Genomic DNA, 20,628 nt, shown 5'->3' on the forward strand with positions numbered 1-20,628 from the left:
ATGCGCAACTCTGGATCAGCACTAACGCCTTTAGGTTTGGGAATTAAACCTTTTTCTCCATGTTTTTCATAGAGGGCAACCCATGTCCTGACCTGGGTTCGGGGTACACCAAAACGGGCAGAGATGATCCTGTAACCATCATCAGTTGTGAAGTAGTGATTCACGACTTCAAGGCGCTTTTCGAAGGGGTATTTTGGCTTTGACATATCAGGGACTATTCCATTTCATCGTCCAACAAAATGGGTGCAGTACAGGTAAATGAAAATTTCCCGGGGCTTTCTACTTTCTGTCCCTCAACAATGCTCAAGACAGAAAGTCTTAAGCACCCGCCGCACATCTTATCCCTCTGAATTAAAATGCAAAGATGTAATTCTATTCTGCGTAAATTACATTATTTCTGCGAGCCGCTTTCCAGAATAATAATTTCTATTTCTTATGAATTAATCGGAAATAAAAAGGGAGTGAATATATCACTCCCTTTATTCAACGATAAATTAACGGCTTCAACCCATTGCGCTTTCGCGCAGTCGGGCTTTCAGCTTGTTATATTCGTCGATCACATACTGTTCCGCAGCGTGTTGATCCGCAATGGGCTCCACGTTTACGGCGCAGTATTTATACTCCGGCGTTTTGGTTATCGGGCTTAAGTTCTCGGTCACCAGCTCGTTGCAGGCGCCAATCCACCACTGGTAGGTCATATAGACTGCCCCTTTGTTCGGACGGTCGCTGACCTGCGCGCGGGTAATGATGCGGCCTTTACGCGAATTCACCCACACCAGCGCTTCATCTTCAATACCGAGCCGTTCGGCATCGGCGGTGTTGATCTGCGCGTAACCCGGTTCATCCGCCAGCGCCGCCAGCGCGGCGCAGTTGCCGGTCATAGAACGGCAGGAGTAGTGGCCCACTTCACGCACGGTGGAGAGCACCATCGGATACTCGTCGGTGAGCTTATCGATCGGCGCGACCCAGTCGCAGGTGAAGAACTGCGCCAGCCCGTTCGGGGTGTCGAACTTCTCTTTAAAGAGGTATGACGTCCCCTGATCGGATTCTGACTCATCCCGGCACGGCCACTGGATGTAGCCCAGCTCACCCATTTTTTCATAGGTTGCCCCATAAAAGTCCGGGCACAGATGCCGCAACTCGTCCCAGATCTCCTGGGTGTTGTTGTAGTGCATCGGGTAGCCCATGCGGGTGGCGATTTCGCTGATGATCTGCCAGTCCGTTTTCAGATCCCATTTCGGCTCGACGGCCTTGAAGAAGCGCTGGAAGCCGCGGTCTGCCGCCGTATAGACACCTTCATGCTCGCCCCAGGAGGTCGACGGCAAAATCACATCCGCCGCTGCCGCGGTTTTGGTCATAAAGATATCCTGAACAATCACCAGCTCCAGATCCTCAAAGCCTTTGCGCACTGCGGACAGTTCGGCGTCGGTCTGGAGCGGATCTTCACCCATGATGTAGGCCGCACGCACTTCACCGTGCGCCGCGCGGTGCGGCAGCTCGCTGATGCGATACCCGGTGTGTGCCGGCAGGCTCTCCACGCCCCAGGCCTTCGCAAACTTCTCGCGGTTTTCCGGGAATTTGACGTACTGGTAGCCCGGATAGGTGTCCGGCAGCGCGCCCATATCACACGCACCCTGCACGTTATTCTGACCACGCACCGGGTTCACGCCCACATGCGCTTTACCCAGATTGCCGGTCAGCATGGCGAGGCTGGTGAGCGAGCGCACGGTTTCCACGCCCTGGTAGAACTGGGTCACGCCCATGCCCCAGAGAATGGCGGCGGTTTTTGCCCCGGCATACATTCTGGCCGCCTGACGAATCTCCTGCGCGCTGACGCCGGTTATCGCTTCGACGGATTCAGGCGTATAGCCCTCGAGTATTTTCTTATACTCTTCAAAGCCTTCTGTACGGGTCGCGACAAACGCCTGGTCGTACAGGTTCTCCTCAATAATGACATGCCCCATTGCGTTCAACAGCGCGATATTTGAACCGTTTTTCAATGCAATGTGCATATCCGCAATGCGCGCGGTTTCAATTTTGCGCGGATCGCAGACGATGATTTTCGCCCCGTTCTGTTTGGCGCGAATAACGTGGTTCGCGACGATAGGGTGAGAATCCGCCGGGTTATAGCCGAAGATGAAGACGAGATCGGTATTATCTATCTCGTTGATGGCATTACTCATTGCGCCGTTACCGACCGACTGGTGCAGACCTGCAACCGATGGGCCGTGTCAGACGCGAGCGCAGCAGTCGACGTTATTGGTACCAATAACGGCGCGCGCGAATTTTTGCATCACATAGTTGGTTTCATTCCCGGTTCCGCGTGAGGAGCCGGTGGTCTGAATCGCATCCGGGCCATACTTGGCCTTGATGGCGCTGAGGCGCGTGGCGACGTAATCCAGCGCTTCATTCCAGGAAACGGCTTCCAGCTTGCCGCCGCGCTCGCGGCGGATCATAGGGGTTTTCAGGCGCGGGGTGAGGATTTGGGTATCGTTAATAAAATCCCAGCCGTAATATCCTTTCAGGCACAGCGTGCCCTGATTGGTTTTACCCTGCGCCGCTTCCGCCCGGACGATTTTGCCGTTATTGACCACCAGGTGGATCTTGCAACCTGAGGCACAATAAGGGCAAACCGTGACGACTTTTTTCATCACTTTGCTCCAGTTAAACAGTTCTTACCTGCCCAATATGCAGCTTCTATGCCATGTTTTTATTATGGGTATTTCCTGACTTTACGACCCTTTGCGTGGCAAAACCCTGACGAAAAACAGCCAATCGTCAAAATTGACGTGTCGAAAGGGCAGGGGATGTGACATGGATTGAATTTCCGTCACGTAAAAAACAATTCGGCTGGAGCCGGCGGCAGAATGGTTCAGACTTAACATAATTCCCTGACGGAAGCATGCGATGAAACCGGCGATTCTGGTGGTTGACGATGATGTCGCAGTCTGCGAACTGCTACAGGATGTGCTCAGCGAGCACGTCTTTACCGTACTGACGTGTCACTCTGGGCAGGACGCGGTGAACCGTGTCCAGCAGGACTCCGGCATTGCGCTGGTTCTGCTGGACATGATGCTGCCGGATATCAACGGATTACAGGTTTTACTGCAACTGCAAAAGCAGCGACCATCGCTACCGGTGGTAATGCTGACGGGGCTGGGAAGTGAATCAGATGTGGTCGTCGGGCTGGAAATGGGCGCTGATGATTACATCGGAAAACCGTTCAATCCGCGCGTGGTGGTCGCCCGCGTTAAGGCGGTGCTGCGGCGTACCGGCGCGCTGGACGCGGAGCCTGCCGCGCCGCGCGTTGAAGGTATTGCCTTTAACGGCTGGACGCTGGACACCACCCGCTGCGAGCTGAGCGATCCGCAGCGTAATACCGTGCCGTTAACACAAGGCGAATATGGCCTGCTGCTGGCATTAACGCAAAACGCCCGCCGGGTACTGAGTCGTGAACAGCTGCTGAAGCTGACCCACAGCGAAAGCGCCGAGGTCTTTGACCGCACTATCGACGTGTTGATCATGCGGCTACGGCGAAAAATTGAGGTCAATCCGCACCAGCCTCTGCTGATCAAAACCATTCGCGGTCTGGGCTATGTTTTTGCCACGGACGTTTCCCATCATGAGAAAGCCGCCTGACCGTTCTCCTGAATAAACGCCTGAAGCTCGGCCAGCGTTTTCGCGCCGTCAATTGCATTAGCCGCCAGCAGGCTGGCCCGCGCGCAGGCGTGCGCCAGATAAATACTCTCCGTCAGCGGCAGGGATTCATGGCAGCCGTATAAAAAGCCCGCGCAAAACGCGTCGCCCGCGCCGACGCTGCCGATAATCTCGTCCTGCGTCAGCTTCCACGACGGAACCCATTGCCCTTTTTCACCCGGCGCTTCACCCCATGCCCCTTCCGGACAGTGGATCACCACCCGCTGTCGCACGCCTGCCGCCAGCAGTTGTGTGGCAGCGTCGGCGATATGGGCCATGTTCAGCGCATCATGGCCGTCACGGATCTCAAGCCCGCTAAACTCACCGGCTTCCAGCTCGTTAATCACCAGATAATCAAGATGGCGCAGGGCAGGGAGCACCAGCGGCTGATAGCGCGGATCGCCCTTGCGGGACACCAGATCGAGCGAGGTTTCATACCCCTGATCGCGCATCTGTGCCAGTAACCGCGCGCTGCGGGTGCCAAATTCCTCGTCCGGCATGTCCAGGCTGTCGAGCAGCAGCAGGTAGCCGAGATGGAAGATCTTCAGCGATCCGTCTAAACGATCGAAGGCGGGAAGATCCAACAGGCGGTTGGCGCCCGGCGAGTGGAAAAAAGTGCGCTGTCCGCTGGGGTCGGTCATCACCTGCGACATCGACGTTGGGGCGAACGTTGTACGCTGCACGCGCTGGCGATTGACGTGATACTGGTCGAGCATCGCCAGAATATAGTCTCCGTCGCTGTCTTCCCCAATCAGCCCCACCGCCTGTAACGGCAGGCCGACGTGCATTTTCGCCAGCGTCAGCAGAACGTTGAGCGGCGCACCGCCGGTTGAGCGCTCACTGTGGGTGATTTCCGCCAGCCAGCCGCGCTCCGGCCACTGTACGATCTGGTGGACGTGATCCACCAGCATGTTGCCTGCGGCGATAATCCCTTTGCGTTCCATTATGCCTGCCCCGCGCTGCCGAAGATGCGCATCTGTTCCGCAACCGTATCGGTAATGGCCTCTTCAATGCCCAGCAGCAGCTCTGCAAATTCATCGTACAGCGGCTGGCGGTTTGCCATGCGCTGCTCAACGGCGGCGAGCGCGGCCTGCGACATGCCGGTATAAAAGTTGATTTTATGAATGCCCAGCTCGATGGCGCGGCGGAAATCAGTATCGCTTATGCCAGAGCCGCCGTGTAAAACCAGCGGCAGGCCCGTCTGCTGTCGAATGGCGTCCAGACGCGGGAAATCAAGCTTCGGCTCGCCCTTGTATTTGCCGTGCGCGTTGCCAATGGCGACCGCCAGCGCGTCGATACCGGTTAAATCGACAAACTCGCGCGCCAGCTGCGGATCGGTGAAGAAGGCTTCATCCGCATGCCCGTAAAGCGCACCCCCTTCATCACCCCCGACCGCGCCCAGCTCCGCCTCTACCGAGACGCCCACCGCATGGCACATCTTCACCACTTCCCGCGTCTGGCGGATATTTTCCTCATAGCTCAGCGTCGAGCCGTCGAACATCACCGAGCTGAACCCTAAGCGCAGGGCGCGCACGACGGCCTCAAAATGCAGCCCGTGGTCGAGGTTAAGCACCACGGGAATATCGTGACGGGCGGCTTCGAACTTCACTGCTTCGACAAGCGACTCCAGAGACACGTACTTAAAATGCACTTCGGCGATGTTGATGATAAACGGCGAGCGTTCCTGCTTCGCGGCGGCAAACAGCGCGCGCAGGAAGTGGGAGTCGAGCACGTTGAACGCGCCCAGGGCGTAGCGGTGTTCCCTGGCGTGGGCCAGACCATCGGCAAGAGAAATCAATGGCATCATTCACTCCTTATATCCGAAACAGGTTGTACTCGTTGCACAGCACCAGCACCGCCGGTTCGTCTTCTTCAATGGTGTTGTAGCGGTCAATGGGCTGTAAAAAGTGGTTGTCGTGTTCATCGTCATTGACCGACGACACTTCGCCCACCAGCACGTCGCCAAAGCCGCGTTCACCCCAGAAACTGTGGTACAGGCCGGGCGTCAGGCAGATGCTCTCCCCTGGTGTGAGGCGCAGCTGGCTGCCGGGCGCGTGCGTCTGCCGACAGCCGTCGACGGTAACGGTCACGTCGGTATTTTCGGTCTCTTCATGCGCGCCCGCATTCCATAACTCAATAATCAGATTCCCGCCGCCGCGGTTAATGATGTCCTCCCGCTTGCGCCAGTGAAAATGCATCGGCGTCACCTGGCCGTCGCGGACGTGCAGGATTTTTTCGGCATAGCACTTTTCATAGGGCACGCCGTTGGGGGAGCCGTTGCGCAGGGTGAACAGCGTTAACCCCTGTACAGCGAAGTTGTTGCCACCAAATGCCGTCACGTCCCAGCCGAGCCTGAGGTCAAACACCTCCTGCCATGCGGCCTGGTCAAGCTGCTGCCATTTTGTCGGCGGAAAGCTGGCAAAAGGCGGGAGATGCACGTCGTGCATGGAGAAGAACTGCCGCGTATGGCCGAGGATTTCATTGATGTCGGAGCGTTTCATGGGGACTCCTTGAAAACAGTTCCCTCTCCCGGTGGGAGAGGGAAAAGGATCATTTAACCGTCCACCCCTTATACGTGCCGACGTTCTTTTTATCGATCATCGTCACCGGGATCAGCACGGGCTCTTTCGGCGCAGGTTTGCCCTGAAGAATGTCATAGCCGATCTCCACCGCCTTCGCCGCCATCACCTGCGGATCCTGCGCTGGCGTCGCCACAAACAGGGAGTTTTCGCGCTTCAGGGCTTCTTCACCGTCCGGGCTGCCATCCACACCAACGATAAAGAACTCGTTGCGCTGCGCCTGCTTCGCGGCCAGATCGGCGCCGATCGCGGTAGGATCGTTAATCGCGAATACGCCGTCGATCTTCGGATTAGCCGCCAGCAGGGAGGTCATGACCTCCAGCCCGCCTTCACGGCTGCCTTTGGCGTTCTGGTTATCCGAGAGCACTTTGATATCCGGGTGGCGCCTGAACTCGGTCTGGCAGCCCTCCACGCGGTTTTGTACCGCAGAAACCGGCGGTCCGTTAATGATCACCACGTTGCCTTTACCTTTCAGGCGGTCGGTAATGTACTTACAGGCCATTTCCCCCGCCTGGGTGTTATCGGAGGTGATGGTCGCATCGGCTCCTTCCGCCGCCACGTCAACCGCCACGACCACGATCCCCGCCTCTTTGGCGCGTTTTACCGCCGGGCCGATCCCTTTGGAATCCGCGGCGTTGAGGATGATCATGTCCACTTTCGCCGCAATGAAGTTATCAATCTGCGACACCTGCTGGCCCAGATCGTACCCGCTGGAGACCAGCGTCACCTTGACGTTGTCCCCCGCCAGCTTGCGCGCTTCCAGCTCGGCACCTTTGGTGATCTGCACGAAGAACGGGTTAGCCAGGTCGCCCACCGTCACGCCGATGGATTTCAGATCTTTTGCCTGCGCAAACGGGGTTGCGGCCAGCAGCGCGCCAGCACAGAGCGCGGTCACTAAGGGCTTCAATCTCATGCTGTATTCCTCACGTAGGGTATTGTTGTTATGCACTTTGATGGTGTCGGGTACGGTATTTGTCGATCAGCACCGCAATGATGATCACCGCCCCTTTGATCACCAGCTGCCAGAAGTAGGAGACGCCCATCAGCGTCATGCCGTTGTTGAGGGTGGCGATGATCAAGGCACCGACCAGCGTGCCGGTGATCGTGCCGATCCCGCCGACGAAGCTGGTGCCGCCGAGGATCACCGCCGCAATTGCATCCAGCTCATACCCCGTGCCGAGGTTGCCATTGGCGCTGTAGAGACGTGAAGCGCTCATGACGCCGCCGAGACCGGAGAGCAGGCCGCTCATGCCGTAGACAAACAGCAGCACCAGCCAGACCTTAATGCCCGTTAAGCGCGCCGCCTGCATATTGCCGCCGACCGCATAGATGTGAACGCCGAGGGTTGTGCGACGCAGAATAAACCAGCACACCACAATCACCGCCAGGGCGATCACAACCAGCCAGGGGATCGGGCCGAGGTAGTTATTGCCGATCCACTCGAAGTTGATGTTGGAGTTAATGACCGTCGTGCCGTCCGCCAGCAGGTAGGCCGCGCCGCGCAGCGCCGTGTAGGTGCCGAGCGTGACGATAAATGGCGGAAGTCCGGCGAAGGCCACCAGCGCGCCGTTGAACAGCCCCAGTACCATACCGAGCATTAGCGCCGCCGGAATGGAGAGCATCGCAAATTCAGGGATAAGCGAGACCACCATCGCCGCCACCGCCGTGGTGCCCAGAATCGAGCCCACGGAGAGGTCAATCCCGCCGGTCAGGATGATGAAGGTCATCCCGGCCGCCAGAACAATGTTGATCGACGCCTGCCGGGTAATATTGAGCAGGTTACTTTCTGTGAAAAAGTTCGGAGCGATAAAGCCAAATACAGCCACAATCAGGATTAAAATCGGCAAAATGCCGATCGTTTGCATCAGATCGCTCATCAGCATTTTTTTGGCAGAGGCGGATTTCGCCACCTGCTGCGGATGGGTTGGAGTTGTCATAATTACACCGCCTGATGATGTGTGTCGTTCACGCCGGTTGCCAGCGTCATGATGTTTTCCTGAGAGATGTCGCGCCCGTGCAGTTCACCCGCAATGCTGCCTTCCCGCATCACGTACACCCGGTCGCTCATTCCTACTACTTCCGGCAGCTCGCTGGAGATCATCAGGATCGCCACCCCTTTGCGCGCCATCTGGTTCATGATGCGGTAGATCTCGCTTTTTGCCCCGACGTCCACGCCGCGCGTGGGTTCGTCCAGAATCAGAATGCGCGGGCCTATCGCCACCCAGCGGGAGATCAGCAGTTTTTGCTGGTTGCCGCCGGAGAGCCCGCCTGCGCGCACCTGAGAATGCGGCACGCGGATATTGAGCAGGGCGATGGCGTCATCGGAAATCGACTGCGCTTTTTTGCGGTTCAGCCAGCCGAAGGTGGCGTCGCGCTCCAGCGTCGCCATGGTGATGTTCTCCTGCGCCGCCAGCTCCAGAAATAGCCCCTGCTCCTTGCGGTTCTCGGTGAGAAAACCGATGCCGTTTTCGATGGCCGCGCGCGGGGAGTGGATCACTACCGGCTCGCCGTCGACCTCAATCATGCCGCCCGTGGCTTTACGAACGCCGAAGATAAGCTGTGCCAGCTCGGAACGTCCGGCCCCGACCAGTCCCGCCAGCCCGACGATTTCGCCGGAACGCACCTGCAGGCTGCACGGCTGTACTTTTTTACCGTCGGTGAGGTGGTGGACGTTGAGACGCGGGCTGCCGAGGGGAATATCACGCTCCTTGTTGAACAGGTCGCTTAGCGGGCGGCCCACCATCATCTTCACCAGTTCCGACGCGTTCAGCTTGTCGCGCGTCAGGCTCCCGACGTACTGCCCGTCGCGCAGAACGCTGACGCGGTCAGAGAGTTCATAGACCTCCGCCATGCGGTGGCTGATATAGATGATCGCCATCCCTTCATCGCGCAGGCGCAAAATCAGTTCAAACAGGCGATGGGTTTCGCGGGAGGAGAGGGCGGCGGTGGGTTCATCCATCACCAGAATGCGGCTGTTGCGGTGCAGCGCGCGAGCAATTTCCACCTGCTGCTGTTCGGCGATGGTGAGCTTCATCACCAGATCGGTGGCGCTAAACTGCGCGCCGAGGCGGTCAATCACCGCCTGCGCCTGGGCGGTCATCTCCTTGCGCTGGACCAGCCCGCCGCGCGACAGCTCGCTGCCGAGGAAGATATTTTCGGCTACGGTCAAATTGGGCGCGAGCTGCATCTCCTGGTAAATCTGCGTGATGCCTGCGGCCAGCGCATCCTTCGGCCCTTTGATGTGAAACGGCTGACCGTCGATGAGGATGTCGCCGCTGCTGGCGGTATAGGCGCCTGCGAGGATCTTCATCAGCGTGCTCTTTCCGGCGCCGTTTTCCCCCATCAGCGCGTGGATCTCACCGGGGAAAACCGTCAAATCCACGCCCTTGAGCGCGTGGAAATTGCCAAAGGTTTTGGCAATGTGGCGCATCTCTAAAACCGGGGTTCTGCTCATGGCGGATCTCCTGTGAATGTCGATATCTGCACTTCATCACAGGCGCGTAAATGCAAAATGTCAGAAGCTGTTCATATTTGTCATAGTTATGAATAGCTAATCGCCATCACATTTTCCTTTTCCCTCTCCCTGTGGGAAGAGGGCCAGGGTGAGGGCACCAAACCGCAGAGGAGCCCAAACCCATGCCATCACGCCCCCCGTTCTTCACCAGCGCCCGCGGTCGCCTGCTGATATTTAACCTGCTGGTGGTGGCGGTAACGCTGATGGTCAGCGGTGTGGCGGTGCTCGGCTTTCGTCATGCCAGCCAGATCCAGGAGCAGGTGCAGCAGCAAACGCTGGATGACATGACCGGCAGCATGAACCTCGCGCGCGACACGGCCAATGTGGCAACGGCGGCGGTGCGGCTGTCGCAGGTGGTCGGTGCGCTGGAGTACAAAGGCGAAGCTGAGCGGCTTAAACAGACGCAAATGGCGCTGCGCCACTCGCTGGAGCAGCTTGCCGATGCGCCGCTGGCGCAGCAGGAGCCGGCGCTGGTGACGCGTATTATTCGCAGGAGCAATGAGTTACAGCAGAGCGTGACGGGAATGCTGGAGCGCGGGCAAAAACGGCATCTGGAGCGTAACGCGCTGCTCAGCGCGCTGTATCAAAGCCAAAGCTACCTGCGTCATTTGCAGGATATCAACCGTCGTTACGCGAGCAATGTGCCAGACGCCCGGCAGCTTGCAGAGATGGACAGGCTGATCGTTGCCGCCATTGATACCCCTTCACCGCGCGCCACGGTGCAGCAGCTGGATGCAGTAACCGCGATGTTACCCGCGAGCGCCCTGCAACCGGTGGTCAACCTGGTGCTCCCGGATTTTAATGATGAGCTGCGCAAGCTCGCGCCACTGTCGAAGCAGCTGGAAGAGAGCGATCTGTCCATCAGCTGGTACATGTTCCACATCAAGGCGCTGGTAGCGATATTAAACCGCGACATCAATCAGTACGTTGAACAGGTGGCGCAGGCCTCCCGGCTGCGTACCGCCCAAAGTCACCAGGAGCTGCGCTCCATCAGCGTGTTTATCAGCGTTTTCGCGGTGCTGGCGCTGATCATCACCGGCTGCGCCTGCTGGTATATTTATCGCAATCTGGGCTCCAACCTGACGGCTATCTCAAGGGCAATGTCGCGTCTCGCTCACGGAGAGCAGAATGTGTCGGTGCCCGCACTACAGCGGCGTGATGAGCTGGGGGAACTGGCGCGCGCGTTTAACGTTTTTGCACGCAATACCGCTTCGCTGGAGCACACCACGCGGCTGCTTAAGGAGAAGACCTCGCAGATGGAGGTCGACCGCATCGAACGTCAGGGGCTGGAGGAGGCGCTGCTGCACAGCCAGAAAATGAAGGCGGTCGGGCAACTGACGGGCGGTCTGGCGCATGATTTTAATAACCTGCTGGCGGTGATTATCGGCAGTCTGGAGCTGACCGATTCAGCGTCACCGGACGCGCCGCGCATCACTCGTGCGCTCAAAGCCGCGGAACGCGGGGCCATGCTCACCCAGCGTCTGCTGGCCTTCTCGCGCAAGCAATCCCTGCAACCCCATGCGGTAGAGATGAAGCCGCTGCTGGATAACCTGAGCGAGCTGATGCGGCACTCCCTTCCCGCCACGCTGACGCTGGATATTGAAGCGCAAACCCCGGCCTGGCCCGCATGGATTGACGTCAGCCAGCTGGAAAACGCCATTATCAACCTGGTGATGAACGCCCGTGATGCAATGGAGGGGCAAAACGGTGTGATTAAAATCCGCACCTGGAACCAGCGTGTGACCCGCAGCGACGGGCGCAGGCAGGATATGGTCGCGCTGGAGGTGATTGACCACGGCTGTGGGATGTCGCAGGAGGTGAAATCGCAGGTCTTTGAACCGTTCTTCACCACCAAACAGACCGGCAGCGGCAGCGGATTAGGGCTGTCGATGGTGTACGGCTTTGTGCGTCAGTCCGGGGGGCGCGTTGAGATCGAAAGCGCGCCGGGGCAGGGAACCACCGTGCGGCTCCAGCTGCCGCGCTCGACGCTGCCCGCGTTCTCCAATGATGCCGCGCTGGCGACCACGGCCCCGACAGAAAGTGAGCTGCTTGTGCTGGTCCTGGAAGATGAGGCGGGCGTGCGGCAGACCCTGTGTGAGCAACTGCACCAGCTTGGCTACCTGACGCTCGAAGCCGAAAACGGCGAGCAGGCGCTGAACATGCTGGACGCATCACCGGATATCGGCATGTTTATCAGCGACCTGATGCTGCCGGGCGGCCTGAGCGGTGCGGAGGTGATCGGCCATGTACGCAGCCACTATCCGCAGTTGCCGGTGCTGCTGATCAGCGGGCAGGATTTGCGCCCGGCGCATAACCCGCAGCTGCCGGACGTTCCGTTACTGCGTAAGCCGTTTACCCGCCAGCAGCTGGCGCAGGCACTACGGAAGGTGATGGTAATTTGAGATTCCTCCGCTACTCCCGTTAACAGCCAGTCATTACTTTAAGGCCAGTTCACCTGCGAGTCTGGCCTTATGAAACGTTACTCTACCGCCCTGTTATTTGGCTTGCTGACTTTAACCAGCCAGCTGGCGCATGCCGATGTGATTGATGATGCCATTGGCAATATTCAGCAGGCGATCAACGACGCCTACAACCCCGGCAGCAGCCGTAATGACGATGACGACGATCGTTACGATCGCAGCCGCCAAACCGACAGCCGACAGTACGACGATCGTCGTCGACAGTTAGAAGATCGACGCCAGCGTTTAGACGAGCGTCAGCGTCAGTTGGACGACGACAGGCGTCGGTTAGAAGAGGACGAGCGCAGGTTGGAAGACGATTACGATCGCGGCTAAGTGCGGCCTGTTGCCCTCACCCCAACCCTCTCCCACGGGAGAGGGAGAAAACCTAATCCAGCACCATCACCATCCCGTCATACCCCGCTTCAATGCCGGACGGCAGCGGGTTATCCATCATCCACACGTCAAACTGATGGCTGATATGCGTCAGGATCACCTGCGGACAGCCAATCACCTCGTTCAGCGCAATCACCGTATTCAAATCACAATGGTTGCGCGGCGTCTCCGGGCGCGGTTCATGGCTACAGTCGATAATCATCGCCTGCGGCTGATTGTTTAGCAGAAACGTCACCGTTTTATCCGGCAGTCCGGCGGTATCAGAAAGCCACGCCACGCGGCTGTGGGCGGACTCCAGCAGATAGCCAAACGTGAGTTTTGAATGGTTGAGCGGCAGCGGCGTCACCCGCAGGCCCTGTAGCTCAAACATCACGAACGGCTCGACCGTGTGGCTGAAATCCAGGATGCCCGGATGTTTGAACAGATCGTCACAGCCTGCCTCGTCTGGCGGACCGTAGACGGGAATGGTGGCGCCTACGCCCCAGCGCAGAGGGAAAAGCCCCTGAACGTGATCCATATGATAATGGGTAAGCAAAAACTGCTGGAAGCTGCCCGCAGGCCAGTCGTCCATCAGGTGTGGAATACCCGCGTCCAGCAAGGTGACCGCATCGTTGAATTTCACCGCCGCGCTACAGGGGCGACGGCGATAATTTTCCTGTAAACGCGCCCGTCGGCACGCCGCGCAGTCGCAGCCAAACACCGGCACCAGCTGCGCCCCTCCGGTTCCTGTCAGCGTGATCGTCAGACTCATAACGCACCTCTACAGCGGTTTGGTGAAGCGGAAATGGCTTTGCGTATACCCTTCACGAACATAAAAACGGTGCGCGTCCACGCGCTTCACGCTGGTGGAAAGCTCGGTCAGCTCGGCGCCTGCCTGCCGTGCGACGTCCTCTGCCCAGGCCAGCAGCTGGCTGCCCACTTTTAATCCGCGCGCCTGCGGCATCACCACCAGTTCCTGGATCTCGCCGATCCAGCGGGCGTGATGCAGGTGAAACTGCATATGCAGGCCGATCATCCCGATGATCTGCCCGTCCAGCTCGGCCAGCTGGTAGCGCATATTGTGATCCCGCAAGTTGGCCAGATACCCGGCGTGAAACGCCTGATGATCGAACTCGGCCTGCTTAAGTTCGCAGATCAGCGCGTAAACGATCGGCGCATCGTCGGCGGTGGCGGGGCGAAGCTGGCAGTCAGGCATGCTGTTTCTCCTTCTGGCGGATAAGGGATAGAAAGGTCTCGACTGACTGTAGCAAACTTCCGTCGTTATTGAGGAGATGGCAACCCGACGGGGTGTAACGCGCCGCCCGTTCCAGCCGCTGGTCGATCTCGCGCGCGTTTTCGCGCCCCCGCTTTTGCAGCCGGCTACGCAGAACGTCCGGGGAAACCTGCAAACAGACCGGGAGCAGCGCCGCTTCGTACCGGGCGCGAGCCTGCGGGAGATGCGCCCGCGAGCCGTTGACCAGTACGTCGAACCCCGCATGCAGCCAGAGGTCGATCTCGATGCCGACGCCGTAATAAAAGCCGTTCGCGTGCCAGCTCAGCGCCAGCAGGTTTTGCCCGGCGCGGGTAAAAAACTCCTGCTCGCTCAGGGCGATATGGTTTTCACTCCCGGCGTTTGCCGCGCGGGTAATGTAGCGGTGCGCTACCAGCAGCTGTGAATGTTCCCGCTGCCGTAACGCCGACAGCAGGCTGTCCTTCCCGGAGCCGGACGGGCCCATTAACCAGATGAGTCTTCCCATCAGAACACCCTTTTTCCCTGACGCCAGACGTGGTCGATATGAACGTGCTCGCCCTTGCGGTGCGCCAGCACCAGGTCTGCCCGTTTGCCTTCGGCAATCTCACCGCGATCGTGAAGGTTGAGCGCGCTGGCCGGGTTTTTTGTCACCAGGCGAATCGCCTGTGGCAGCGTGAAGCTGTTGCCCTCATCGTCCGCCACCCGGAACGCCGCGTCCAGCAGGCTGGCGGGGTAATAGTCAGAGGAGAGGATATCCAGCAGGCCGAGCGAGGCGAGCTTGCTTGCCGCCACGTTGCCGGAGTGCGACCCGCCGCGTACGATGTTCGGCGCGCCCATCAGGACGTTCATGCCATGCTTACGCGATGCTTCTGCCGCCTCGAACGTGGTGGGAAATTCGGCGATCACGCTCCCAAGCTGGTGGGATTCGCGCACGTGATCGTGCGTGGCGTCATCATGGCTGGCCAGGGCAATATTACGGTCCCGGCACATAGCGGCAATGGAGAGGCGATTCGGCTGCGACCACTGGGCCGCCAGCGCCAGCTGCTCTTCTTCGTAGCGCGCCATCTCCGCGTCGTTGAGCGAATATTTGCCCTGATAGTATTCGCGATACTTTTCAATGTTGGCGAACTGGCGCTGTCCCGGCGAGTGATCCATCAGGGAAACCAGCGAGACCGGCTCGCGGCCCACCAGCTTCTCAAACAGCGGCAGGGTGGTGTGGTGCGGCAGCTCGCAGCGCAGGTGCAGGCGGTGCTCGGCGCGGTTGAGGCCGCGCTTTTGCGTCTCCTCCACGGCGTTGATCATCTTCTCCAGGTTCTCCAGGCGATCGCCGCCGTCGCGCACGTCGCCGATCGCCACCGCGTCCAGCACCGTGGTGATGCCGCTGGCGACCATCAGCGCGTCGTGGCTGCTCATCGCTGAATGCGCAGGCCAGTCCACCTTCGGGCGCGGGGTGAAGAATTTATCGAGATTATCGGTATGCAGCTCAATCAGCCCCGGTAGCAGCCAGCCGCCTTCGCCGTCCATCGCGTCCGGTGAGCGGCTCTGGGTTTCGGCAAAGGCGCGGATGACACCGTCCCGCACCTCAACCGAGCCGTTCACGACCTCATTTTCCAGCACCAGCCTGACATTATTGATAATCATACGTTTGTCCCCATCGGGTGCAGTCTGTCCGCCACGCGATGGCGTACGGCGTCGTCGTGGAAGATCCCGACGATCGCCGCGCCGCGCGCTTTGGCCTGTTCGATCAGTTCTATCACCGCTGCGCTGTTTTTACTGTCGAGCGAGGCGGTGGGTTCATCCAGGAGTAAAATCGGGTAATCGACGATAAAGCCACGGGCGATGTTGACGCGCTGCTGCTCGCCGCCGGAAAAGGTCGACGGGGCGAGGTGCCACAGACGCTCCGGTACGTTGAGACGCGTCAGCAGGCTGGCGGCTTTAGCGGCGCAGGTTTCGCGCGGCACGCCGAGATCCAGCAGAGGCTGCATGACCACGTCCAGGGCGGAGATCCGCGGGATCACCCGCAGGAACTGGCTGACCCAGCCGATCGTCGAGCGGCGTACTTCCAGCACTTTGCGCGCGGGAGCCTGGACCAGATCAACCCATTCATTGTTATGGCGGATATGGATATGGCCTTCGTCCGGCAGATAATTGGCGTACAGGGAGCGCAGCAGGGTGGATTTTCCGCTGCCGGAATGGCCATGCAGCACCACGCATTCGCCGTTGCTGACCTCTAATGAGGCATTTTGCAGTACCGGCAGGCGGACACCGTTTTGCTGGTGGAGCACAAAGGTTTTACTGACATTTTCAACGTGGATCATGTTGGCCTCTTAATTCTGTAATACCGAGGACACCAGCAGTTGGGTGTACGGATGATGGGGATCGTCGAGCACGCGGTCGGTCAGCCCACTTTCCACCACCTGACCCTGCTTCATCACCAGCAAGCGGTCCGCCAGCAGGCGCGCAACGCCTAAATCGTGGGTGACAATCACTACCGCCAGGTTCAGCTCCACCACCAGGCCGCGCAGCAGATCCAGCAGGCGCGCCTGCACGGAGACGTCCAGCCCACCGGTCGGTTCATCCATAAACACCAGCTTCGGATGGGTGACGAGATTGCGGGCAATCTGTAAACGCTGCTGCATGCCGCCGGAGAAGGTGGTCGGCAGGTCGTCGATGCGCGAGGCGGGAATTTCAACCTCTTCCAGCCAGTGCTGCGCCGTGGCGCGGATGTTGCCGTAGTGGCGCGCGCCGGTGGCCATCAGCCGTTCGCCGATGTTGCCCCCCGCCGAGACCTGGCGGCGCAGGCCATCCATCGGGTGCTGGTGCACCACGCCCCACTCGGTGCGCAGCAGGCGGCGGCGCTCGGCTTCGCTCATGCCATACAGCGACACGCCCTCATACAAAATGTCGCCATTCTGCGGCGTCAGGCGCGCGGAGATGGACTTCAGCAGGGTGGTTTTACCGGAGCCGGACTCGCCGACAATGCCCAGCACTTCGCCCGGCCACAGCTCAAACGACACGTCGCTAAAGCCTTTGCCCGGCGCATAAAGGTGAGTCAGGTTATTAACCGAAAGCAGCGGTTTCATTGGCTGTTCGCCTCGCTCTGTTGGCGGCAGTAATCGGTGTCGGAGCAGACAAACATCCGTTTGCCCGTGTCGTCCAGCACCACTTCATCCAGATAGCTATGCTTCGAGCCGCAGATGGCGCACGGCTCGTCCCACTCCTGCACCGTAAACGGGTGATCGTCAAAATCCAGGCTCTCCACACGGGTGTACGGCGGTACGGCGTAGATGCGTTTTTCCCGTCCGGCACCAAAAAGTTGCAGGGCGGGCATCATGTCCATCTTCGGGTTATCGAATTTCGGGATCGGCGACGGGTCCATCACGTAGCGGCCGTTCACCTTCACCGGATAGGCGTAGGTGGTGGCGATATGGCCGAAGCGGGCGATGTCCTCATACAGTTTGACCTGCATGATCCCGTACTCTTCCAGGGCGTGCATGGTGCGGGTTTCGGTTTCCCGCGGCTCGATAAAACGCAGCGGCTCCGGGATCGGCACCTGGAAAATCAAAATCTGATCTTCAGTCAGCGGGGTCTCCGGAATGCGGTGACGGGTCTGGATCAGCGTCGCGTCTTCGGTTTTTTCAGTGGTGTTGACGCCCGTTACGCGCTTAAAGAAGTTGCGGATCGACACGGCGTTGGTGGTGTCGTCTGCCCCCTGGTCGATGACCTTCAGCACGTCCGCTTCGCCGATCACGCTGGCGGTGATCTGAATACCGCCGGTGCCCCAGCCGTAGGGCATCGGCATTTCGCGGCCGCCGAACGGCACCTGGTAGCCGGGGATCGCCACAGCCTTAAGGATGGCGCGGCGGATCATGCGTTTAGTTTGCTCGTCCAGATAGGCAAAGTTGTAGCCGCTTAAGTTAGCCATTGGCGCGCTCCCGTTGCAGGCGTTTCAGCAGTTCCAGTTCGGCCTGGAAATCGACGTAGTGCGGCAGCTTGAGGTGCGAGACAAAGCCGGCGGCCTCAACGTTATCCGCGTGGGCCAGCACGAACTCTTCGTCCTGTGCCGGGCCTGCAATATGCTCGCCGTAGTCCGGCGCCTGGAGCGCACGGTCAACCAGCGCCATCGCCATCGCCTTGCGCTCGCTCAGGCCATACACCAGCCCGTAGCCGCGGGTAAAATGCGGATCTTCATTCTCTGGCGCGACAAAACCGTTGACCATTTCGCACTCGGTCATCAGCAGTTCGCCGATGTTCACCGCAAAACCCAGCTCTTCCGGCACAATTTCGACATCAAGATAACCGCTGCGGATCTCTGCCGCGAACGGGTGGTTGCGCCCGTAGCCGCGCTGCGTGGAGTAGGCCAGCGCCAGCAGATACCCTTCATCGCCGCGCATCAGCTGTTGCAGGCGGGACGAGCGCGAACAGGGATAAACCGCCGGCGTGCGGGTGATGTCATCCGGTGTGCTGCCGGTGTCCTCTTCCGCCTTCGCCAGCCCCTGGTTTGCCAGCAGGCTAAAGACGTGCGGGGAGGCGTCTTGTTCAGCGTCAGAGACGCTGAGCTGCGGTGTTTCACCGTTCGCCAGTAGAGTGAAGTCCAGCAGGCGATGGGTATAGTCGTAGGTCGGACCAAGCAGCTGGCCGCCAGGAATATCTTTGTACACCGCAGAAATACGGCGCTCTAAACGCATTTCCGCCGTTTTCACCGGCTCGCTTACCGCCAGCTTCGCAAGCGTAGTGCGGTAAGCGCGCAGCAGGAAGATGGCTTCCACGTTATCGCCGCTGGCCTGTTTCAGCGCCAGCGCCGCCAGCTCGCGGTCTGCGATGCCGCCTTCGGTCATCACGCGGTCGACGGCCAGGTTTAACTGCTGTTCAATCTGGGCGACGCTCAGCTCGGGTAAGGCGTCATCCCCCCGGCGTCTGTGCTCCTGCAAGGCATGGGCGGCGGCGATCGCCTTCTCGCCCCCTTTGACGGCAACGTACATCAGCACACCTCCACGTGAGTGGTTCTCGGGATCGCCAGCAGGCGCTCGCCGCAGGTCAGGATCAGGTCGATACCGAGCGGGAACGGATGCGGGCGCTCGGTCAGCTCATGAATGATGCACTCCGGCAACTGGGGGGCGACCATCCGCTCGTCGGCGATCCCTGCCCCCGTCAGGCGCAGCATGCGGCCACCGCTCAGGCTGGAGACCTGCAAAATCAGCGTAGCGCTGGTTTCCGGTGCGACGGCGCTGCCTTCGCTCAGGGCATTAAGTTGTTCATGGCTGATTTGCTCGTCGGCCACGGCGAAGACCGCCTGCTGGGGCTGCTCGACCAGCGGCGCGTTGGTGTGAAAGCGCAGGTTCTGGCTGGCGATATCGTTCAGCAATGCCCCTGATAGCCATACCGGGGTGTCGTTGTCCGCCAGCGTCAGCAGCACGCTGGTAGAGGCGAGGTTCAGCGGCAGCCAGCCCTGGGAGAGCTGGTGCAGCGAGACAATGACGCCCGGCTCGCTCATGGCTTTCAGCAGTCGACGGAAACTCTGTTGGGCATCCTGGACGGCCAGGGTAAAAGCAGGTTGAAGCGTCATGCGTTGTCTCCGCGAACGAGCGTAAAGAAGTCGACCCGGCTGGTATTTACTTCGGCCTGACGCGCGGCAAGGCGTGCGGCGCGGTCAGCTTCCAGCGGGGCAATAAGGGTTTCCATTAACGTCTGAAAATGCGGCTTTTCCTGTAAAAGCGCGTCGATCGCTGCGCAGCGCTCGGCGTGCGTTTTGTCGCGGCCAAGTACGTAGCCGTAGCCCAGCGTGCCGCTTTTCAGGCGGATCACCGCGCGGGTGAGGGTGGCATCGCCGGCGAAGAAGCGCTCGCCGGTGCCGCCCATGCGTGCCTGGATCTGCACCAGGCCGATCTCCGGCGCGCGGATCGTGTCGTAATCCGGCGTCAGGCCGAGCGCGTTCATGCGGGCAGCCAGCGCAGCAGGCTGGCTGTGGGCCAGCACGCGCATCCAGCGCTGACGAGTGGAGGTGTCGAAGTGCATTCAGTGCTCCATGGTAAATTCAATCATGTCGGCGCGGGTCAGGCTGACGGAGTATTCCGTTGCGTTGACGTCGCCGTCACGGTGGTTGAGGGTGCGCACGCAGAGCAGCGGGGCCATGTTGGGGATCTCCAGCACCTTGCTCTCTTTCGCCTGCGCGCGGCGGGCGCTGATGCGCGTCTGGGTGCGTTTGAGCACGATACCCGTCGCGTCCTGAAGAAAATCATGCAGGGAACCGCTGGCGAAATGTTGCAGAACGGGCCAGAGGGTGAGGTCCGCGAAGTAGTGGTCGATCTGACAGACCGCCACGCCGTTCACCCGGCGCAACGTGCGCAGGTGAACGACGTTGTCGCCCTCCTGAATCCCCAGCGCGTCCGCCACGTGGCGGGAGGCCGGGCGCAGGACAGACAGCAGCTTTTCGCTGGTGGGGTGGCTGCCCTGATCGAGAAGGTTCTGGCTAAAACGCGCCTGGGCATTAAGCGGGTAGTCAAACGGACGCATCAGCACCAGCACGCCGACGCCCTGACGACGCTGGACCCAGCCGCGCTCCACCAGTTGATCGATGGCACGACGCAGGGTGTGACGATTCACTTCGTAGCGGTCGGCAAGCTGCTGCTCGGCAGGCAGGTAGTCTCCGCAGCGATAGTGCGTGCGCAGCTCCACTTCGAGCTTTGCCGCAATCTCTTGCCAGCGGGTGGGGTAACTGGTCGGATGTCTGGATAAGTGCATACCAATCAAAGC

General features: G+C 59.7%; 22 protein-coding genes. 3 read left to right on the forward strand and 19 right to left on the reverse strand.

Going from position 1 to position 20,628, the window contains the following annotated elements:
* The coding region (locus ACOTYB_RS21785) for a helix-turn-helix domain-containing protein (RefSeq protein WP_023910103.1) at window positions 1-206 on the reverse strand (206 nt) is incomplete at its 3' end.
* Window positions 207-503: 297 nt separating this feature from the next.
* Window positions 504-2,651 (reverse strand): formate dehydrogenase subunit alpha, encoded by a 2,148-nt coding sequence (gene fdhF / locus ACOTYB_RS21790; RefSeq protein ID WP_220153507.1) that lies wholly within the window; start codon window positions 2,649-2,651, stop codon window positions 504-506.
* A 256-nt stretch (window positions 2,652-2,907) separates the two neighbouring features.
* Between fdhF and ACOTYB_RS21795 the strand changes: the two genes are divergently transcribed.
* Entirely contained in the window at window positions 2,908-3,639 is a 732-nt protein-coding gene (locus ACOTYB_RS21795; RefSeq protein ID WP_003860246.1) for a response regulator, read from the forward strand.
* Here ACOTYB_RS21795 and ACOTYB_RS21800 read toward each other — a convergent pair.
* The 6 genes from ACOTYB_RS21800 to ACOTYB_RS21825 are packed head-to-tail and all read right to left on the reverse strand — an operon-like array spanning window position 3,621 to window position 9,729.
* A complete protein-coding gene (locus ACOTYB_RS21800) occupies window positions 3,621-4,640 on the reverse strand; it encodes a carbohydrate kinase family protein (protein WP_003860244.1) in 1,020 nt (339 codons plus the stop codon). The genes ACOTYB_RS21795 and ACOTYB_RS21800 overlap by 19 nt on opposite strands.
* Window positions 4,640-5,500: a ketose 1,6-bisphosphate aldolase gene (locus ACOTYB_RS21805; RefSeq protein WP_003860242.1), complete on the reverse strand. Its 861-nt coding sequence runs from the start codon at window positions 5,498-5,500 to the stop codon at window positions 4,640-4,642. The genes ACOTYB_RS21800 and ACOTYB_RS21805 overlap by 1 nt, the downstream gene beginning before the upstream one ends.
* A gap of 10 nt (window positions 5,501-5,510) precedes the next feature.
* Window positions 5,511-6,197: a D-lyxose/D-mannose family sugar isomerase gene (locus ACOTYB_RS21810; protein ID WP_220153508.1), complete on the reverse strand. Its 687-nt coding sequence runs from the start codon at window positions 6,195-6,197 to the stop codon at window positions 5,511-5,513.
* Between the two features lie 49 nt (window positions 6,198-6,246).
* Window positions 6,247-7,188, reverse strand: coding sequence for an ABC transporter substrate-binding protein (locus ACOTYB_RS21815; RefSeq protein ID WP_003860240.1), 942 nt, complete (start codon window positions 7,186-7,188; stop codon window positions 6,247-6,249).
* 28 nt (window positions 7,189-7,216) lie between these two features.
* The gene (locus tag ACOTYB_RS21820) at window positions 7,217-8,212 is read right to left on the reverse strand and encodes an ABC transporter permease subunit (protein ID WP_003860239.1); all 996 of its coding nucleotides are present in this window, start codon (window positions 8,210-8,212) and stop codon (window positions 7,217-7,219) included.
* A 2-nt stretch (window positions 8,213-8,214) separates the two neighbouring features.
* Entirely contained in the window at window positions 8,215-9,729 is a 1,515-nt protein-coding gene (locus ACOTYB_RS21825; RefSeq protein ID WP_220153509.1) for a sugar ABC transporter ATP-binding protein, read from the reverse strand.
* 182 nt (window positions 9,730-9,911) lie between these two features.
* On the opposite strand from ACOTYB_RS21825, the gene ACOTYB_RS21830 reads away from it, so the two are divergent.
* Window positions 9,912-12,191, forward strand: a complete 2,280-nt coding sequence (locus tag ACOTYB_RS21830; protein WP_220153510.1) for a hybrid sensor histidine kinase/response regulator — start codon at window positions 9,912-9,914, stop codon at window positions 12,189-12,191.
* A gap of 69 nt (window positions 12,192-12,260) precedes the next feature.
* Entirely contained in the window at window positions 12,261-12,584 is a 324-nt protein-coding gene (yjdP, locus tag ACOTYB_RS21835) for a DDRRRQL repeat protein YjdP (protein WP_058652447.1), read from the forward strand.
* Between the two features lie 52 nt (window positions 12,585-12,636).
* On the opposite strand, the gene phnP is transcribed toward yjdP, so the two are convergent.
* The 11 genes from phnP to phnF are packed head-to-tail and all read right to left on the reverse strand — an operon-like array spanning window position 12,637 to window position 20,616.
* Window positions 12,637-13,395, reverse strand: coding sequence for a phosphonate metabolism protein PhnP (gene phnP / locus ACOTYB_RS21840; RefSeq protein WP_129258874.1), 759 nt, complete (start codon window positions 13,393-13,395; stop codon window positions 12,637-12,639).
* Window positions 13,396-13,404: 9 nt separating this feature from the next.
* Window positions 13,405-13,839, reverse strand: a complete 435-nt coding sequence (phnO, locus tag ACOTYB_RS21845) for an aminoalkylphosphonate N-acetyltransferase (RefSeq protein WP_045331392.1) — start codon at window positions 13,837-13,839, stop codon at window positions 13,405-13,407.
* Window positions 13,832-14,383 (reverse strand): ribose 1,5-bisphosphokinase, encoded by a 552-nt coding sequence (phnN, locus tag ACOTYB_RS21850; RefSeq protein WP_114078760.1) that lies wholly within the window; start codon window positions 14,381-14,383, stop codon window positions 13,832-13,834. The genes phnO and phnN overlap by 8 nt, the downstream gene beginning before the upstream one ends.
* Window positions 14,380-15,516 carry an alpha-D-ribose 1-methylphosphonate 5-triphosphate diphosphatase gene (gene phnM, locus ACOTYB_RS21855; RefSeq protein WP_058652444.1) on the reverse strand — a complete coding sequence of 379 codons (1,137 nt, stop codon included), beginning with the start codon at window positions 15,514-15,516 and terminating at the stop codon, window positions 14,380-14,382. The genes phnN and phnM overlap by 4 nt, the downstream gene beginning before the upstream one ends.
* Window positions 15,513-16,193 carry a phosphonate C-P lyase system protein PhnL gene (gene phnL, locus ACOTYB_RS21860; protein ID WP_003860227.1) on the reverse strand — a complete coding sequence of 227 codons (681 nt, stop codon included), beginning with the start codon at window positions 16,191-16,193 and terminating at the stop codon, window positions 15,513-15,515. The genes phnM and phnL overlap by 4 nt, the downstream gene beginning before the upstream one ends.
* 9 nt (window positions 16,194-16,202) lie before the next feature.
* The gene (gene phnK, locus ACOTYB_RS21865) at window positions 16,203-16,958 is read right to left on the reverse strand and encodes a phosphonate C-P lyase system protein PhnK (protein WP_003860225.1); all 756 of its coding nucleotides are present in this window, start codon (window positions 16,956-16,958) and stop codon (window positions 16,203-16,205) included.
* The gene (phnJ, locus tag ACOTYB_RS21870) at window positions 16,955-17,800 is read right to left on the reverse strand and encodes an alpha-D-ribose 1-methylphosphonate 5-phosphate C-P-lyase PhnJ (RefSeq protein ID WP_006810438.1); all 846 of its coding nucleotides are present in this window, start codon (window positions 17,798-17,800) and stop codon (window positions 16,955-16,957) included. The genes phnK and phnJ overlap by 4 nt, the downstream gene beginning before the upstream one ends.
* Window positions 17,793-18,857, reverse strand: a complete 1,065-nt coding sequence (locus ACOTYB_RS21875; protein ID WP_045617655.1) for a carbon-phosphorus lyase complex subunit PhnI — start codon at window positions 18,855-18,857, stop codon at window positions 17,793-17,795. Before ACOTYB_RS21875 ends, phnJ begins: the two co-directional genes overlap by 8 nt.
* Complete coding sequence (gene phnH / locus ACOTYB_RS21880) at window positions 18,857-19,441, reverse strand: phosphonate C-P lyase system protein PhnH (RefSeq protein ID WP_003860219.1); 585 nt, start codon at window positions 19,439-19,441, stop codon at window positions 18,857-18,859. Before phnH ends, ACOTYB_RS21875 begins: the two co-directional genes overlap by 1 nt.
* Window positions 19,438-19,890: a phosphonate C-P lyase system protein PhnG gene (gene phnG, locus ACOTYB_RS21885; RefSeq protein WP_048245142.1), complete on the reverse strand. Its 453-nt coding sequence runs from the start codon at window positions 19,888-19,890 to the stop codon at window positions 19,438-19,440. Before phnG ends, phnH begins: the two co-directional genes overlap by 4 nt.
* Complete coding sequence (gene phnF / locus ACOTYB_RS21890; protein ID WP_003860215.1) at window positions 19,891-20,616, reverse strand: phosphonate metabolism transcriptional regulator PhnF; 726 nt, start codon at window positions 20,614-20,616, stop codon at window positions 19,891-19,893.
* Window positions 20,617-20,628 lie beyond the last annotated feature (12 nt).

The sequence above is a fragment of the Enterobacter cloacae complex sp. IR5450 genome, assembly GCF_049238665.1.
Lineage (GTDB): Bacteria > Pseudomonadota > Gammaproteobacteria > Enterobacterales > Enterobacteriaceae > Enterobacter > Enterobacter hormaechei_C.